18 protein-coding genes are annotated in these 15,141 nt (G+C 71.9%); 15 read left to right on the top strand and 3 right to left on the bottom strand.

All coding sequences use genetic code 11. From position 1 onward, the window contains the following. The first annotated feature begins 480 nt into the window (after positions 1 to 480). The 9 genes from ACFV9D_RS38330 to ACFV9D_RS38290 all read left to right on the top strand — a co-directional run bounded on the left by ACFV9D_RS38330 (position 481) and on the right by ACFV9D_RS38290 (position 8,653). Positions 481 to 1,506, top strand: a complete 1,026-nt coding sequence (locus ACFV9D_RS38330) for a ParA family protein (RefSeq protein ID WP_385157552.1) — start codon at positions 481 to 483, stop codon at positions 1,504 to 1,506. After that, positions 1,491 to 1,997 (top strand): hypothetical protein, encoded by a 507-nt coding sequence (locus tag ACFV9D_RS38325; RefSeq protein WP_385157546.1) that lies wholly within the window; start codon positions 1,491 to 1,493, stop codon positions 1,995 to 1,997. Before ACFV9D_RS38330 ends, ACFV9D_RS38325 begins: the two co-directional genes overlap by 16 nt. A 45-nt stretch (positions 1,998 to 2,042) precedes the next feature. Further along, positions 2,043 to 3,269 carry a segregation/condensation protein A gene (locus tag ACFV9D_RS38320; protein ID WP_385157543.1) on the top strand — a complete coding sequence of 409 codons (1,227 nt, stop codon included), beginning with the start codon at positions 2,043 to 2,045 and terminating at the stop codon, positions 3,267 to 3,269. After that, positions 3,266 to 3,874: an SMC-Scp complex subunit ScpB gene (gene scpB / locus ACFV9D_RS38315; protein WP_385157540.1), complete on the top strand. Its 609-nt coding sequence runs from the start codon at positions 3,266 to 3,268 to the stop codon at positions 3,872 to 3,874. Before ACFV9D_RS38320 ends, scpB begins: the two co-directional genes overlap by 4 nt. Next, positions 3,874 to 4,989 (top strand): pseudouridine synthase, encoded by a 1,116-nt coding sequence (locus ACFV9D_RS38310; protein WP_385157537.1) that lies wholly within the window; start codon positions 3,874 to 3,876, stop codon positions 4,987 to 4,989. Before scpB ends, ACFV9D_RS38310 begins: the two co-directional genes overlap by 1 nt. Positions 4,990 to 5,143: 154 nt before the next feature. Next, on the top strand, positions 5,144 to 5,800 hold the full coding sequence (gene pnuC, locus ACFV9D_RS38305; RefSeq protein ID WP_385157534.1) for a nicotinamide riboside transporter PnuC: 657 nt from the start codon (positions 5,144 to 5,146) through the stop codon (positions 5,798 to 5,800). Continuing rightward, positions 5,797 to 6,876, top strand: coding sequence for an AAA family ATPase (locus ACFV9D_RS38300; protein WP_385157531.1), 1,080 nt, complete (start codon positions 5,797 to 5,799; stop codon positions 6,874 to 6,876). The genes pnuC and ACFV9D_RS38300 overlap by 4 nt, the downstream gene beginning before the upstream one ends. Further along, a complete protein-coding gene (locus ACFV9D_RS38295) occupies positions 6,873 to 7,631 on the top strand; it encodes an NUDIX domain-containing protein (protein WP_385157528.1) in 759 nt (252 codons plus the stop codon). Before ACFV9D_RS38300 ends, ACFV9D_RS38295 begins: the two co-directional genes overlap by 4 nt. Then, complete coding sequence (locus tag ACFV9D_RS38290; RefSeq protein ID WP_385157525.1) at positions 7,628 to 8,653, top strand: ADP-ribosylglycohydrolase family protein; 1,026 nt, start codon at positions 7,628 to 7,630, stop codon at positions 8,651 to 8,653. The genes ACFV9D_RS38295 and ACFV9D_RS38290 overlap by 4 nt, the downstream gene beginning before the upstream one ends. 37 nt (positions 8,654 to 8,690) lie before the next feature. Here ACFV9D_RS38290 and ACFV9D_RS38285 read toward each other — a convergent pair whose 3' ends face one another. Genes ACFV9D_RS38285 through ACFV9D_RS38275 form a run of 3 tightly spaced genes read right to left on the bottom strand, consistent with a single transcriptional unit; the run spans position 8,691 to position 10,248 of the window. After that, positions 8,691 to 9,380, bottom strand: a complete 690-nt coding sequence (locus ACFV9D_RS38285; protein ID WP_385157522.1) for a DNA polymerase beta superfamily protein — start codon at positions 9,378 to 9,380, stop codon at positions 8,691 to 8,693. Between the two features lie 10 nt (positions 9,381 to 9,390). Further along, entirely contained in the window at positions 9,391 to 9,867 is a 477-nt protein-coding gene (locus ACFV9D_RS38280) for a Rieske (2Fe-2S) protein (protein WP_385157519.1), read from the bottom strand. A 45-nt stretch (positions 9,868 to 9,912) separates the two neighbouring features. Continuing rightward, the gene (locus ACFV9D_RS38275; RefSeq protein ID WP_385157516.1) at positions 9,913 to 10,248 is read right to left on the bottom strand and encodes a DUF952 domain-containing protein; all 336 of its coding nucleotides are present in this window, start codon (positions 10,246 to 10,248) and stop codon (positions 9,913 to 9,915) included. Between the two features lie 120 nt (positions 10,249 to 10,368). On the opposite strand from ACFV9D_RS38275, the gene ACFV9D_RS38270 reads away from it, so the two are divergent. The 6 genes from ACFV9D_RS38270 (at position 10,369) to der (ending at position 15,097) form a co-directional block, all read left to right on the top strand. After that, complete coding sequence (locus ACFV9D_RS38270; protein WP_385157549.1) at positions 10,369 to 10,779, top strand: YidB family protein; 411 nt, start codon at positions 10,369 to 10,371, stop codon at positions 10,777 to 10,779. Positions 10,780 to 10,922: 143 nt separating this feature from the next. Next, positions 10,923 to 11,048 (top strand): hypothetical protein, encoded by a 126-nt coding sequence (locus ACFV9D_RS38265; protein WP_385157513.1) that lies wholly within the window; start codon positions 10,923 to 10,925, stop codon positions 11,046 to 11,048. Beyond that, complete coding sequence (locus ACFV9D_RS38260) at positions 11,045 to 12,133, top strand: prephenate dehydrogenase (RefSeq protein WP_385157510.1); 1,089 nt, start codon at positions 11,045 to 11,047, stop codon at positions 12,131 to 12,133. Before ACFV9D_RS38265 ends, ACFV9D_RS38260 begins: the two co-directional genes overlap by 4 nt. Before the next feature lie 116 nt (positions 12,134 to 12,249). Continuing rightward, positions 12,250 to 12,936 carry a (d)CMP kinase gene (cmk, locus tag ACFV9D_RS38255; RefSeq protein WP_385157507.1) on the top strand — a complete coding sequence of 229 codons (687 nt, stop codon included), beginning with the start codon at positions 12,250 to 12,252 and terminating at the stop codon, positions 12,934 to 12,936. Continuing rightward, positions 12,891 to 13,577, top strand: a complete 687-nt coding sequence (locus ACFV9D_RS38250; RefSeq protein WP_385157504.1) for a lysophospholipid acyltransferase family protein — start codon at positions 12,891 to 12,893, stop codon at positions 13,575 to 13,577. The genes cmk and ACFV9D_RS38250 overlap by 46 nt, the downstream gene beginning before the upstream one ends. 71 nt (positions 13,578 to 13,648) lie before the next feature. Continuing rightward, a complete protein-coding gene (gene der / locus ACFV9D_RS38245; protein ID WP_383562924.1) occupies positions 13,649 to 15,097 on the top strand; it encodes a ribosome biogenesis GTPase Der in 1,449 nt (482 codons plus the stop codon). Positions 15,098 to 15,141: the final 44 nt, after the last annotated feature.

Here is a 15,141-nt window from a genome sequence, read left to right as displayed (position 1 = left end):
GCGCACGGCCTCGAGCACGTCGAGCTGACCAGCCTCCTGGGCTGAGCTCCTTAGACGTCGCGTCAACCCGCGCCGTCAACCTCACGCATCCGGCCACGTCCGGGGCGCCTCGCAACTCGCCTCGAACGTAACCCTTTAACCGTTTCGCACACCCCTGAAACGTGTGGATGCATGGCTGCGCACCCTTGACAGAGAGGTGTTCGGTTGCCGACACATCGGGCCGGGTCCGGCGGATTGTGTTGCTGCGGAGCGGTGACACGCCATAGAGTCGCCAACCGTCGGCATGGTGCCACGCTGACCTATCGATAAATGTTCCTGGTCACATCCAAGGAGGTAAGACGACTTGTGAATGAGTCGACATTTACTCCCGGGGGCGGACAGCCAGGAATCCCTGTCGGCTCCGTCGCTGTCCGTACCTTCGCGACCCACGCGAACGACGCGCCCCACGCGACGCATCAGCCCATGACGACAGCCCACACGATGAAGATGATGGACGGCCTACACGTGAACGCCACGGCCGGCAACGAGAGTGGCCGAGAGTCCACCCACTTCGCCGCCTACGACGAGGTGCCCGAGGGGCACTTCTACGACCCCGACGCCGAGTACGAGCCCGACCCGGAGTACGCGGCCACCCTCGCACCCGACGCTGCACGCCAGCGCCGCGAGCGGATCGGCCCCACCGGACGGCCCCTGCCGTACTTCCCGATCCCGGGCCCGCTGACCGATCACGGACCCGCGAAGATCATCGCGATGTGCAACCAGAAGGGCGGCGTCGGCAAGACCACGTCGACCATCAACCTGGGTGCCGCGCTCGCGGAGTACGGACGGCGGGTGCTGCTCGTCGACTTCGACCCGCAGGGAGCCCTGTCGGTCGGTCTCGGTGTGAACCCGATGGAGCTCGACCTCACCGTCTACAACCTGCTCATGGAGCGGGGCATGTCGGCGGACGAGGTGCTGCTCAAGACCGCCGTGCCCAACATGGACCTGCTGCCGAGCAACATCGACCTCTCGGCGGCCGAGGTGCAGTTGGTCAGCGAGGTCGCGCGCGAGTCCACGCTGCAGCGCGCCCTGAAGCCGCTGATGAACGACTACGACTACATCGTGATCGACTGTCAGCCCTCGCTCGGTCTGCTGACCGTGAACGCGCTGACGGCGGCTCACAAGGTCATCGTGCCGCTGGAATGCGAGTTCTTCGCGCTGCGCGGTGTGGCCCTGCTGACCGAGACGATCGAGAAGGTCCAGGAGCGGCTCAACCCCGACCTGGAGCTCGACGGCATCCTCGCCACGATGTACGACTCCCGTACGGTGCACAGCCGCGAGGTGCTTGCACGCGTGGTCGAGGCCTTCGACGATCACGTCTACCACACCGTCATCGGCCGGACCGTGCGCTTCCCGGAGACCACGGTCGCCGGTGAGCCGATCACGACGTACGCGTCGAACTCGGTGGGTGCCGCCGCCTATCGCCAGCTCGCCAGGGAGGTGCTCGCCCGGTGTCACGCCGAGTGAGTCTGCCCGGCGCCGACGAACTGTTCCGTACCACCGGGGGGATGGCGCTGCAGTCCTCCTCGCCCCGCCGGGGTGAGGCGGCCGCCGCCCGGGTGCCGGCTCCGGCGGGCGAGAGCGACACGGAGGCGGCGGCGGAGGGATCCGGCTCGGCCGCGGGCTCGGGATCGGGCTCCGCGGAACACTCGGCGGCGGAGCCCGCCGAGCAGGGGGAGCCCCGGGCTCGCACCGCGGAGCCCGCACCGCAGCGCCGCCGCGGCCGGACGCCGAACCGGCGGCCGAGCGGGCGCGAGCGGCACGACGAGAAGATCACGGTCTACGTCTCCGCCGAGGAGCTGATGGACCTGGAGCACGCACGCCTGGTGCTCCGCGGCGAGCACGGGCTCGCCGTGGACCGCGGCCGGATCGTCCGCGAGGCGGTCGCGGTGGTCCTGGCGGACCTGGAGTCCCGCGGCGACGCGAGCATCCTCGTGCGCCGCCTGCGCGGCCGCTGACGATAGCCTGCGGGCTGCCGCGCCCCCGCTCCTCCCTGGACCCCGATGCCCCAGCCCCCCGACGAAACGTCCCGCCCAGCCCGCCGCCGCGCCCTGGGACGGGGCCCGGGCACGGCCGGCCCCGTACCCATGGGGGAGCCTGAGGCTTCGCAGCCCCTGCCCGTCGAGGCCGATGCCCTGGCGGCCGGGCCCCGCTCGGCCGACGGCCCGGCGGGCGAGCCCGAGCCCCGGCCTTCGGCGGCCGACGGGCCGCAGGGCGTCGGGGACGGTGCGTCGGGCGTGCCCGCCGCCGAGGCCCGGGCGGACGATCGTCCCCCCGCCCACCCGGAACACCCCAGCGCGGCGGAGCAGGCCCCCGCGCCGCCCGCCGACGCGGGGCAGCCGACCGTGCCCGGCGGGGCCGAGGTGGTTGGCCCAGGTGGTTCCGTGCACGGCGGAGGCGTCAGCGGACCGGCTCCGGCCGACGCCGCCCCTGTCGTCGACGACGGGCGGTTCACCGTCAGGCTGGCGAACTTCGAGGGGCCCTTCGATCTGCTGCTGCAGCTCATCTCGAAGCACAAACTCGACGTCACCGAGGTCGCCCTCTCCAAGGTCACCGACGAGTTCATGGCGCACATCCGCGCCATGGGGCCCGACTGGGACCTCGATCAGACCACCGAGTTCCTCGTCGTCGCCGCCACGCTGCTCGATCTCAAGGCCGCCCGGCTGCTGCCCGCCGCCGAGGTGGAGGACGAGGCCGACCTCGCGCTCCTGGAGGCCCGGGACCTGCTCTTCGCGCGGCTCCTCCAGTACCGCGCGTACAAACAGATCGCCGCGATCTTCGAGGACCGCTGGGAGAGCGAGGGCCGCCGCTACCCGCGGACCGTCGGCCTGGAGGCCCACCACGCCGAGCTGCTCCCCGAGGTCGTCATCTCCATCGGCGCCGAGGGCTTCGCCAAGCTCGCCGTCAAGGCCATGCAGCCCAAGGCCAAGCCGCAGGTGTACGTCGACCACATCCACGCCCCGCTCGTCAGCGTCCGCGAGCAGGCCGGCATCGTCGTGGCCCTCCTGCGCGAACGCGGAAGCGTCGGCTTCCGGGAGCTCACCGAGGACGCCGGCGACACCCTCACCGTCGTCGCCCGTTTCCTCGCCCTCCTGGAGCTCTACCGCGAGAAGGCCGTCGCCCTCGACCAGGAGGACGCCCTCGGCGAGCTCACCGTCACCTGGACGGGCGGGAACCAGGACGCACAGGTCACCGACGAGTTCGATCACGTAGTGGAGGAGAAGGGATGAGCGACCTCAAGCCCGCCCTCGAAGCCGTCCTCATGGTCGTCGACGAGCCGGCCACCGAGGCCCACCTCGCCAAGGTCCTGGAGCGGACCCCGCGCGAGGTCGGCGACGCCCTGCGCGAGCTCGCCGACGAGTACACCGTCCAGGGCCGCGGCTTCGAGCTGCGTCTCGTCGCCGGCGGCTGGCGCTTCTACACCCGCGCGGAGTTCGCCCCCGCCGTCGAGGCGTTCGTCCTCGACGGCCAGCAGGCCCGCCTGACCCAGGCGGCTCTGGAGACCCTCGCGGTCGTCGCGTACCGCCAGCCGGTCAGCCGATCCCGGGTCTCCGCGGTCCGCGGAGTGAACTGCGACGGCGTCATGCGCACCCTCCTCCAGAGGGGTCTCGTGGAGGAGGCGGGCGCGGAACCCGAAACAGGTGCGATCCTGTACAGGACGACGAACTACTTCCTGGAGCGAATGGGCCTGCGCGGCCTGGACGAGCTCCCGGAGCTCGCGCCCTTCCTCCCCGAGGCGGACGCGATCGAGGCGGAGACGCTGGAAGGAGTCCCGTCGTTCGACCCGGATCTCCCGGATCGTGAAGACGCAGACGACAAGACGACGGACATTTGATGCGAAGCAGCAGCGGCAGGAACAGCGGAAACAACGGCGGGAGCCGTGGTGGCAACAGCGGTGGCCGCGGCAATTACCGGGGCGCCGGAAACAGCCGTGACGACCGGCAGGGCGGCGGCAGCGGCGGCGGTCGCCCCCGCAATCCGCGCCCCGAGGAGCGCAAGTACGACGTGGGCGGCTCCGGCGGCCCCTCCGACGGCCCCAAGCGCGGACGTGGCGCCGCCGCCCGCGGTGGCGCCAAGGGCGGACCGAAGCAGTCGCCGCAGCGCGGTGGCGGGCGTACGGCCCCGGCGCGCTCGCGCGAGTACGACGCCCGCACGGAGGAGCGCAACCGGGAGCGATACGCGAACAAGCCGGAGATCAAGACTCCCAAGACCTTCCCCGGCGCCGAGCAGGAGGGCGAGCGGCTGCAGAAGGTGCTCGCCCGCGCCGGCATGGGCTCGCGCCGCGCCTGCGAGGAGCTGATCGAGCAGGCCAGGGTCGAGGTCAACGGCGAGATCGTGCTCGAGCAGGGCATGCGCGTGGACCCGGAGAAGGACGAGATCAAGGTCGACGGCCTGACCGTCGCGACCCAGTCGCACATCTTCTTCGCGCTGAACAAGCCGGCCGGTGTCGTCTCCACCATGGAGGACCCCGACGGCCGCCAGTGCCTCGGTGACTACGTCACCAACCGCGAGACCCGGCTCTTCCACGTGGGCCGCCTCGACACCGAGACCGAGGGCATCATCCTCCTCACCAACCACGGTGAGCTGGCCCACCGCCTCACGCACCCGAAGTACGGCGTGAAGAAGACCTACCTGGCCGCCATCACGGGTCCGCTGCCGCGCGAGGTCGGCAAGCGGCTCAAGGAGGGCATCCAGCTGGAGGACGGCTACGCCCGCGCCGACCACTTCCGCGTCGTCGAGCAGATCGGCAAGAACTACCTGGTCGAGGTGACGCTGCACGAGGGCCGCAAGCACATCGTGCGCCGGATGCTCGCCGAGGCGGGCTTCCCGGTCGAGAAGCTGGTCCGTACCGCCTTCGGCCCGATCGGTCTCGGCGACCAGAAGTCGGGCTGGCTGCGTCGGCTGACCAACACCGAGGTCGGCATGCTGATGAAGGAAGTCGGCATGTAGTCCCGTCGCCGTACGAGAAGAAGCCCGTGACCGCCCGCCCGGCGGTCACGGGCTTCTTCGTATGTCCGGCACGGCGCCGCCGGCCGCCGTTTCGCACTTGTGGGCGAGGCCCGCCGCACTTTATAGTCATCATGACTCTTAAGGAGGCGGGCGCGTGAGCCTCGCGAATGTTCTCGAACCCCTGCAGCAGCCGCTCTTCACCGTCCTGGACACCCCGGTCAGCTGGACCGAGGTCCTCGGCTTCGGCAGCGGCGCGCTCTGCGTCTGGCTCGTCGCCCGCCAGCACATCGCCAACTGGCCCATCGGCATCGCCAACAACCTCTTCTTCATCCTGCTCTTCACGCAGGCGGGGCTGTACGCCGACGCCGGCCTCCAGATCGTCTTCATCACCCTCGCCGTGTACGGCTGGTGGACCTGGACCCACGGGGGTGGACCAGGCTCCGACGCCCTCCCGGTGCGCCGCACCTCGCGCACCGAGTGGACGTGGCTGCTCACGGCGGGGGTGGTGGGGACCCTCGGGCTCACCCTGCTGCTCGATCGCGCAACCGACTCGACCGTCCCCTTCTGGGACGCCCTGACGGCCGCGCTCTCCCTGATGGCGACCTACGGGCAGTGCCGGAAGCGGCTGGAGTCCTGGTGGCTCTGGATCGCGGCCGACGTCGTGTACATCCCCCTGTACGCGTACAAGGAGCTGTACCTGACCTCCCTGCTCTACGTCGGCTTCCTGACGCTCTGCGTCCTCGGCCTGCGCAACTGGAGCCGCGACCTCGACGTGCGGCGGCGTACGTTCGAGACGGAGGCGGTCGCATGAAGCGCTACGGACACGGCCTGGTCCTCGGCAAGTTCTATCCGCCGCACGCCGGCCACCACCATCTCGTCCGCACCGCGCGTGAGCGCTGCGAGCGCCTCACCGTGCTCGTCTGCGCCTCGTCCGTGGAGAGCCTGTCCCTGGCGGACCGCGTCGCCTGGATGCGGGAGATCCATCCCGACGCCCTGGTCGTCGGCGCCGTCGACGACATCCCCGTCGACCTCCACGACCCCGATGTGTGGGCCGCCCACATGGCCGTCTTCCGGGCCGCGGTGCCCGAACGCGTCGACGCCGTCTTCACCTCGGAGCCGTACGGCGAGGAGCTCGGCCGCCGCTTCGGCGCCGAGTCCGTGTGCGTCGACCCGGACCGTACGCTCTTCCCCGTCTCCGGCACCGCCGTCCGCAAGGACCCCGTCGGCTGCTGGGACCACCTGGAAGCGCCGGTCCGGGCCGCGCTCACCCGGCGCGTGGTCGTCCTCGGCGCCGAGTCCACCGGCACCACCACCATGGCCCGCGCCCTGGCCGACCACTACCGGACCCGTGGCGGCGTCTGGGCCCGCACCCGCTACGTACCGGAGTACGGGCGCGAGTTCAGCGAACTCAAGCTCGCCGAACTGCGCGCCGAGCGCCCGGGCGCCGGCTGGGAGGACGTCGCCTTCCGCTCGGAGGACTTCCCGCTGATCGCGCTGCGCCAGACCGAACTGGAGGAGGAGGCCGCACGCGCCGGCTCACCCGTGCTCTTCTGCGACACCGACGCGTTCGCCACCACCATCTGGCACGAGCGGTACATGGGCACCGCCAACCCCGCCGTCGGCGAGATCGCCGCCCGCGGCCGGCAGCACCTCTGGCTGCTGACCGACCACCGGGGCGTCGACTTCGAGGACGACGGGCTGCGCGACGGGGAGCACCTGCGGCCCTGGATGACCGCCCGCTTCGTCACCCAGCTCGCCCACACGGGCCGGCGGACCGCCGTCCTCAGCGGCCCGCACGAGGAGCGGCTCGCGGCCGCCGTCGCCGCCGTGGACGCGCTCCTCGCCGAGGGCTGGGACCTCGCCGATCCCCTGCCGGAGCGCCGATGACCCCGTCGCCGCCCCCGCCCCAGGCCCTCCAGGGCTACGACCCGTACGCCTTCGAGCCCTTCGCCGTCACCGTCGACCTCGCCGTCTTCACCCTCCGCGAGGAGCGGCTGCACGTCCTGCTCGTCGAGCGCGGCCAGGAGCCGTACGGCGGCGCGTGGGCGCTGCCCGGCGGATTCGTGCTGCCCCGGGAGTCCGCCGAGGTCGCGGCGCGCCGCGAACTGGCCGAGGAGACCGGACTGGCCGAGGACACCGTCGCCGGACTGCACCTCGAACAGCTCCGGACCTACAGCGAACCGGACCGGGACCCGAGGATGCGGGTCGTCTCGGTCGCGTACACCGCGCTCGTCCCCGACCCTCCCGAGCCACGGGGCGGCGGCGACGCCACGCGGGCGCAGTGGATGCCGTACGGCGCACAGGGGGCGTACGGGCCGCTCGCCTTCGACCACGACCGGATCCTCGCCGACGCGCACGAACGGGTCGGCGGCAAGCTCGAGTACACCTGTCTCGCCACCGCCTTCTGCCCGCCCGAGTTCACGCTCGGCGAGCTGAGGCAGGTGTACGAGACGGTCTGGGGCGTCGAGCTCGACCGCCCCAATTTCCGGCGGAAGGTCCTCGCCACGCCCGGCTTCGTCCAGGCCGTGGAAGGACCGCCGCGCCTCACCGGCGGACGGGGGAAACCGGCCGCTCTCTACCGGGCGGGCGAGGCCACGGCCCTCCACCCGCCGTTGCTGCGACCGGAAGGACGATCCGCATGACAACGCACGCGACGAAGCAGGCCGCCACGGGCTCCCTGATCGGGCTGGCGCTCGGCGATGCGCTGGGCTTCCCGACCGAGTTCAATGACGTGCCGTCGATCCTGGCGAAGTTCGGCCCGTGGCGGGGCATGGAACTGCCGGTGAGGGGCGGTAAGGCGTACGTCACGGACGACACGCAGATGACGCTCGCCCTGGGGCGCGGCATCCGGACCGCCATGGACCGGGGTGTGCTCGCGCCGCTGCGGCTGGAGCGGCCGCTCCGGGAGGAGTTCGTCGACTGGTACCACTCCCCGGAGAACAATCGGGCGCCGGGGAACACGTGCATGCGCGCGTGCATGCTCCTGGACAGCGACCGTGCCTGGCAGGACGCCAGCCAGATCCACTCCAAGGGCTGCGGTGCCAACATGCGCGTCGCGCCCCTCGGGCTCGTGCCCGGCCTGAGCGAGGAGCAGCGGGCCGGCGCCGCCCAGCTCCAGTCGGCCCTCACCCACGGCCACCCCACGGCGCTCGCCGCCTCCGATCTGACGGCCCGCGCCGTGTACCTGCTCGCCCAGGGCGTCGACCCGACGGGCCTGGTGGGGCACCTGCGCTCGTACGCGTACGAGAACCGTTCCGCGTACCGCGAGACCTGGCTCGGCGACCTCTGGACCCGCTCCCAGGACCCCTCCGCCCGGCACTTCATCGAGCGCGGCTGGGACGAGTGCCTGGCGGTCCTGGAGAAGCTGGACGCCGTCCAGCGCACGGCGGACCCGGAGCTCGACCCCTGCACGTACACCGGCGACGGCTGGATCGCCGAAGAGGCCCTGGCCACCGGCCTCCTCTGCTTCCTGCTCTTCCCCGAAGACCCCCTCACGGCGCTCCGGCGCGCCGCCTGCACCCGCGGCGACTCTGACTCGATCGCCTGCCTCACGGGCGCCTTCGCCGGCGCCCACCTGGGCCCCGGGGCCTGGCCGAAGGCCTGGGAGGAGCGGATCGAGTACCGCAGCGAACTGCTGACCCTGGGCGCCCTCTGGGACGCCTGAGCCCCACCCGATGTCTCTCTTCGCCGTACGGACCCGGCTAGAGCGCGTGCAGGGCTGAGGTGCGGCGGGCGCGGATCAGGAAGTCCTGGACGCGGGCGTGGTCCGGGGTCGAGGGGAGGGGCGAGCGGGTGGCGGCCGAGTCCGCCTCCTCGGTGAGGCGGGTCATCCAGGACTCGACCTCGGGCCAGGAGACCTCGCCGCGCTTCACCGCGAGGAGGCCTTCGCGCTCGTCGCCGACGTGGATCGTCAGTTCGCCGGTCCGCAGCAGGTCGCGGCAGCTCATGAGCAGGCGCAGCAGGTGCATGGCGTGCTTCCAGCGCGGCTCCCCGTACTGGCGGACGTCCGCGTCGAGCTTCCTGCGCTGGCCGCTCGCGTACCGTGCGAAGGTCTGGTGGGCCTGGCGGGAGAGGAACGCCTCGCGCAGCGCGACCAGTTCGCGGCCCGTGTCGTCGATCTGCTCGACGACGGGGGAGTGCAGGCACTCCAGGACGTTGGGGTTGGCGCGCAGAGCCAGCTCGCAGAAGCGTTCCAGCTCCCAGCTGAACTGCTCCTCGCCCGGCCCCTCGACATGGGCCGGCGGCTTGTCGAAGTGCCAGAAGAGGGGGGTCGGGGCGAGGAAGACGCCCCGGCGGTCGGTGTCGCTGCCCTCGGTGGCCAGACCGAAAGCGCGCGACCCCATGACGCAGGAGTAGATCGTGTGGTCGAGCACCAGGTCTGCCGGAGTCATGCGCGACAGGCTACGCGAGAGTGATCGTGTCTCCCGACACGGTGATCTGTTCGGCCGGGAGCGGCCGGGGAGCCGGTCCCGCGGCCACCGATCCGTCCGCGATACGGAACTTGGAGCCGTGACAGGGGCAGTCGATCGTGCCGTTCTCGACCTTGCCGACGGTGCAGCCCTGGTGGGTGCAGATCGCGGAGAACGCCTTGAAGTCGCCGGCCGTCGGCTGGGTGACGACGACCTTCTCCTCCTTGAAGATCGTGCCACCGCCGACCGGGATCTCGGAGGTCGTGGCAAGGGCCTCGTCGGGCGTGGGCGGGGGCGCAGGCGATTCGGGCTCCGACGTGGTCGGCGCGGCCGTGGTGCCCGGGGTCGTCGGGCCGGCCGTCGTACCGCCGTCGCTGTCGCCGTCCGAGCCGCAGCCGGTGGTCAGGGCGGCGACGGAACCCGCACCGGCCAGCAGCACGGTACGGCGGGGCGTGGCATCTGGAGTCATGCCGTACAGCTTGGCCGCGCGCCCCGCGCGTGGTCCGCAACACGCCTAGACCCAGGGCGTCAGCTCCCTCGCACGGCCGTCGGTGTCCCGGTGCACCTCCAGGACGGCCGTGACGGCCGCGCGCTCGATCGGCCCGTACACATGGGGGAAGAGCACGTCCTCCGACCCCTCCCAGCGGACCTCCGCGCTCAGCCGGACCTCGTCCAGGACGAGGACCAGGAGCGGGCCCGGCACACCCCGGTAGTGGGCGTCGGCGACGACGAGCGCGGCCGTCTCGTCCGGCGAGCAGTGGACGAAGCCCTCCGAGGCCAGCGACGGCGGGGCGTAGGGGAGTTCGGGATCGGCGGACCATTCGTCCAGCGGTACGACGTGCAGCAGCATGCCGTCAGTTGTATCGCGACCTCCGTGGGCCCCGAATACCCCGAGTGGCGGCATGGTCATGTTTGAGTGACATTGTCCGTGTTCCGTACCGGATGAAAGGCAGGACCATGGCAGGAAACGATCTCGGGGGGTCTCCTCGGGGGTCTCCTCGGAGGCGGTGGCACCGGGCAGGGCGGCAGCGGCGGAAACATCCTCGCCTCCCTGCTCGGCGCGCTGATGGGCGGCAAGGGCGCTGCCGACGGCAGCAACCCGCTCGGCGGCCTGATGGACATGCTGACCAAGTCGGGCCTCGCCGACCAGGCCCAGTCCTGGGTCGGCAGCGGCCAGAACCAGCCCGTCAGCGGTGAGCAGATCGCCCAGGCCCTGCCGGACGCCACCCTGCAGAAGGTCGCGGCCGACGCCGGCGTCAGCCCCACCGAGGCCGCCGACGAGATCGCCCAGTCCCTGCCGCAGGTCGTGGACAAGCTGACGCCGAACGGGCAGGTCCCGTCGGGTTCCTTGGAGGACCTCATCCGGCAGCAACAGCTCTGACAGCGGCCCGGCACGGCGGCGACGGCCCTCCACGGTGTCTCGGAGGGCGGTCGCCGCGGCGGTGTGCCCGCGCGGCTGACTAGGCTGATCGGAGCACTCTCGAAGGTTTCGCAGGTCGGGTCAGGCCGGGTAAGGAGCACCACGTGGCGGTACGAGCGGTCCGAGGCGCCGTCCGGCTCGACAGGGACGAGGTCGGACACACGTACGAGCAGGTCGCGCGCGTCCACCTCGGTGTCGCGGTCGCTCCGGACAAGGACACGGCCCAGTGAGAACCGCACTCGTCATCGGAACCGGCCTGATCGGCACCTCGGCGGCGCTCGCCCTCGCGGGGCGGGGTGTCGCCGTCCACCTCCGCGACCACGATCCGTCCCTGGCCCACACGGCGGCGGCGCTCGGCGCCGGTACGGACGAGGCGCCCGAGGGCCCCGTCGACCTCGCGATCGTCGCCGTACCCCCGGCGCACGTGGCGACCACGCTCGCCGCGGCCATGCGCGACGGGCTCGCGCGCGGCTACCTGGACGTGGCCAGCGTCAAGGGCGGCCCCAAGCGTGAGCTGGAAGAGCTGGGGCTCGACCTCACCGCGTACATCGGGACGCACCCGATGTCGGGGAAGGAGCGCTCCGGCCCGCTGGCGGCGACGGCGGACCTCTTCGAGGGACGGCCGTGGGTGCTCACGCCGAGCCGTGACACCGACACCGAGGTCCTGAACCTGGCCCTGGAACTGGTCGCACTCTGCCGCGCCGTCCCGGTCGTCATGGACGCGGACGCGCACGACCGCGCGGTCGCGCTCGTCTCGCACACCCCGCAGCTGGTGTCGTCGATGGTCGCCGCGCGCCTGGAGGAGGCCGACGAGACCGCCGTGCGGCTGTGCGGGCAGGGGATCCGTGACGTCACCCGGATCGCGGCCTCCGACCCCCGCATGTGGGTCGAGATCCTCACGGCGAACCCCGGACCGGTCGCCGACGTCCTCGCCGGCGTCGCCGCCGACCTGGACGAGACCGTGCGGGCCCTGCGCTCCCTCCAGTCCACGGACGAGGAGAAGCGGCGGGAGGGCACGAGCGGCGTCGAGGACGTCCTGCGCCGCGGCAACGCGGGGCGCGCCCGGGTCCCGGGCAAGCACGGCGCGGCACCGGCGCAGTACGAGACCGTCGCCGTCCTCATCAGCGACCAGCCCGGCGAGCTCGCCCGCATCTTCGCGGACGCGGGCCGGGCGGGCGTCAACATCGAGGACGTCCGCATCGAGCACGCGACGGGGCAGCAGGCGGGTCTGGTCCAGCTGATGGTCGAGCCGTCGGCGGCGCCGGTCCTCGGCGAGGCGCTGAAGGAACGCGGCTGGGCGCTGCGCGCGGGCTGATCGGGTGGGGCCCCGAGGGGTCCCTGCCGACCGCTCGGCCAGACGGGTGGCCGGGACTCGGTAACCTTGGGGTGGCCCCCCGCGTCCCGCGAGGCCATACCGCGTACCCCAGGAAGGTGTTCCCCACCGTGGAAACCGTGATCGTCGCCATCGACGGGCCCTCCGGCACGGGCAAGTCGAGCACCTCGAAGGCGGTTGCCGCCAAGCTGGGGCTGAGCTACCTGGACACCGGTGCGCAGTACCGGGCGATCACCTGGTGGATGATCAGCAACGGCGTCGACGTCAACGACGCCGAGGCCGTCGCCAACGCCTCCGCCAAGCCCGACATCGTCTCCGGCACCGACCCGGCCCGCCCGACGATCACCGTCGACGGTGCCGACGCGGCCGGCCCCATCCGTACCGAAGAGGTCACCTCCAAGGTCAGCGCCGTCAGCGCCGTCCCCGAGGTGCGGGCCCGGATCACCGAGCTCCAGCGGACCATCGCCAAGAACGCCGAGGGCGGCATCGTCGTCGAGGGGCGCGACATCGGCACCACGGTCCTGCCGGACGCCGACCTCAAGATCTTCCTCACCGCGTCCCCCGAGGCCCGTGCCGCCCGCCGCTCCGGCGAGCTCAAGGGCGTCGACGTGGCCGCCACGCAGCAGGCCCTGATCAAGCGGGACGCGGCCGACTCCAGCCGTAAGACCTCCCCGCTCGCCAAGGCCGACGACGCCGTCGAGGTCGACACCACGGACCTCACCCTGGACCAGGTCATCGAGTGCGTCGTGACCCTGGTGGAGGAGAAGAGGGCGGCCGTCAAGTGACCCAGCCCTCCGAGAAGGGCGCCGCTGTCGGGCGTGGCATCGGCATCGGACTGATGTACGGCCTGTGGAAGCCGCGCGTCCTCGGCGCCTGGCGGGTGCCGGCCGCCGGCCCCGTCATCCTCGCCGTCAACCACGCGCACAACATCGACGGCCCCATGCTCATGGGCACGGCCCCCCGCCCGGTGCACTTCCTGATCAAGAAGGAAGCCTTCGTCGGGCCCCTCGGGCCCTTCCTGGAGGGCATCGGGCAGCTCAAGGTGGACCGCGACAGCACGGACCGGAACGCGATAGGCAACGCCCTCGCGGTCCTGGAGCACGGCGGCGTCCTCGGGATCTTCCCCGAGGGCACCCGGGGCGAGGGCGACTTCGCCTCCCTGCGTGCCGGCCTCGCCTACTTCGCCGTCCGCAGCGGCGCGCCGATCGTCCCGGTGGCCGTCCTGGGAAGCTCCGACCGCCGCGGACGGTTGGTCAAGGCGCTGCCCCCGCTGCGCAGCCGCGTCGACGTCGTCTTCGGCGACGCCTTCGAGGCCGGCGACGGCAGCGGACGGCGCACCCGCAAGGCACTGGACGACGCCACCGTACGGATTCAGGAGCGGCTCACCGGCCACCTGAAAAACGCCAGGCGCCTCACCGGGCGCTGAGCGAGACTTTGAGTAGTGGGCCCCCGGGGCTCGGGGACCCACCGACCACGAATGATCAAGGAACGGACTTCATGAACGACCAGCACGACCACGGGGCACTTGGCGACGCCGAGTACGCGGAGTTCATGGAGCTCGCCGCGGGAGAAGGCTTCGACATCGAGGAGGTCGAAGGCGCGATCGAGGAGGCCGGGCACGGCCCGCTCCCCGTCCTCGCCGTCGTCGGCCGCCCCAATGTCGGCAAGTCGACCCTGGTGAACCGGATCATCGGCCGTCGCGAGGCCGTCGTCGAGGACAAGCCCGGCGTCACCCGCGACCGCGTGACCTACGAGGCCGAATGGGCCGGCCGCCGCTTCAAGGTCGTCGACACCGGCGGCTGGGAGCAGGACGTCCTCGGCATCGACGCCTCCGTCGCCGCCCAGGCCGAGTACGCCATCGAGGCGGCCGACGCCTGTGTCTTCGTCGTGGACGCCACCGTCGGCGCCACCGACACCGACGAGGCCGTCGTCAAGCTGCTGCGCCGCGCCGGCAAGCCGGTCGTGCTCTGCGCCAACAAGGTGGACGGCCCCTCCGGCGAGGCCGACGCCACCGCCCTGTGGTCGCTCGGCCTCGGCGAGCCGTACCCCGTCTCCTCGCTGCACGGCCGCGGTACGGGCGACATGCTCGACGCCGTCCTGGAGGCCCTGCCCGAGGCCCCCGCCCAGACCTTCGGCAACGCCATCGGCGGCCCCCGCCGCATCGCCCTCATCGGCCGCCCGAACGTCGGCAAGTCCTCGCTCCTGAACAAGGTCGCCAACGAGGACCGCGTGGTCGTCAACGAGCTGGCCGGCACCACCCGCGACCCGGTCGACGAGCTGATCGAGCTCGGCGGCAAGACCTGGAAGTTCGTCGACACCGCCGGCATCCGCAAGAAGGTCCACCTCCAGGAGGGCGCGGACTACTACGCCTCCCTGCGCACCGCCGCGGCGGTCGAGAAGGCCGAGGTCGCCGTCGTCCTGATCGACACCACCGACAACATCTCGGTCCAGGACCAGCGCATCATCACCATGGCGGTCGAGTCGGGCCGCGCGCTCGTCATCGCGTACAACAAGTGGGACGAGCTCGACGAGGAGCGGCGCTACTACCTGGAGCGCGAGATCGAGACGGAGATGCAGCAGGTCGCCTGGGCGCCCCGGGTCAACGTCTCCGCCAAGACCGGCCGCCACATGGACAAGCTCGTCCCGGCCATCGAGACCGCGCTCGCCGGCTGGGAGACCCGTGTCCCCACCGGTCGGCTGAACGCCTTCCTCGGCGAGCTGGTCGCCGCCCACCCGCACCCGATCCGCGGCGGCAAGCAGCCCCGCATCCTCTTCGGCACGCAGGCGGGCACCAAGCCGCCCCGCTTCGTGCTCTTCGCCTCCGGCTTCCTGGAGGCCGGCTACCGCCGCTTCGTCGAGCGCCGGCTGCGCGAGGAGTTCGGCTTCGAGGGCACCCCGATCCACATCTCGGTCCGCGTCCGCGAGAAGCGCGGCCGCAAGAAGTAGTCGCGGCGTGAGTACGGCGGAGGGCCGGGGCATGTGCCCCGGCC

Source organism: Streptomyces sp. NPDC059875, assembly GCF_042731085.1.
Lineage (GTDB): Bacteria > Actinomycetota > Actinomycetes > Streptomycetales > Streptomycetaceae > Streptomyces.
Note: the sequence above shows the minus strand (reverse complement) of the source record. Positions and strands in the feature narration are given on the sequence as shown.

What these genes read in the sequence shown, in the direction of transcription:
- ACFV9D_RS38330 (WP_385157552.1), top strand. Translation starts at nt 481, where the DNA reads ATGAAGATGATGGACGGCCTACACGTGAACGCCACGGCCGGCAACGAG.
- ACFV9D_RS38320 (WP_385157543.1), top strand. Translation starts at nt 2,043, where the DNA reads ATGCCCCAGCCCCCCGACGAAACGTCCCGCCCAGCCCGCCGCCGCGCC.
- scpB (WP_385157540.1), top strand. Translation starts at nt 3,266, where the DNA reads ATGAGCGACCTCAAGCCCGCCCTCGAAGCCGTCCTCATGGTCGTCGAC.
- ACFV9D_RS38310 (WP_385157537.1), top strand. Translation starts at nt 3,874, where the DNA reads ATGCGAAGCAGCAGCGGCAGGAACAGCGGAAACAACGGCGGGAGCCGT.
- ACFV9D_RS38300 (WP_385157531.1), top strand. Translation starts at nt 5,797, where the DNA reads ATGAAGCGCTACGGACACGGCCTGGTCCTCGGCAAGTTCTATCCGCCG.
- ACFV9D_RS38295 (WP_385157528.1), top strand. Translation starts at nt 6,873, where the DNA reads ATGACCCCGTCGCCGCCCCCGCCCCAGGCCCTCCAGGGCTACGACCCG.
- ACFV9D_RS38290 (WP_385157525.1), top strand. Translation starts at nt 7,628, where the DNA reads ATGACAACGCACGCGACGAAGCAGGCCGCCACGGGCTCCCTGATCGGG.
- ACFV9D_RS38285 (WP_385157522.1), bottom strand. Translation starts at nt 9,380, where the DNA reads ATGACTCCGGCAGACCTGGTGCTCGACCACACGATCTACTCCTGCGTC.
- ACFV9D_RS38280 (WP_385157519.1), bottom strand. Translation starts at nt 9,867, where the DNA reads ATGACTCCAGATGCCACGCCCCGCCGTACCGTGCTGCTGGCCGGTGCG.
- ACFV9D_RS38275 (WP_385157516.1), bottom strand. Translation starts at nt 10,248, where the DNA reads ATGCTGCTGCACGTCGTACCGCTGGACGAATGGTCCGCCGATCCCGAA.
- der (WP_383562924.1), top strand. Translation starts at nt 13,649, where the DNA reads ATGAACGACCAGCACGACCACGGGGCACTTGGCGACGCCGAGTACGCG.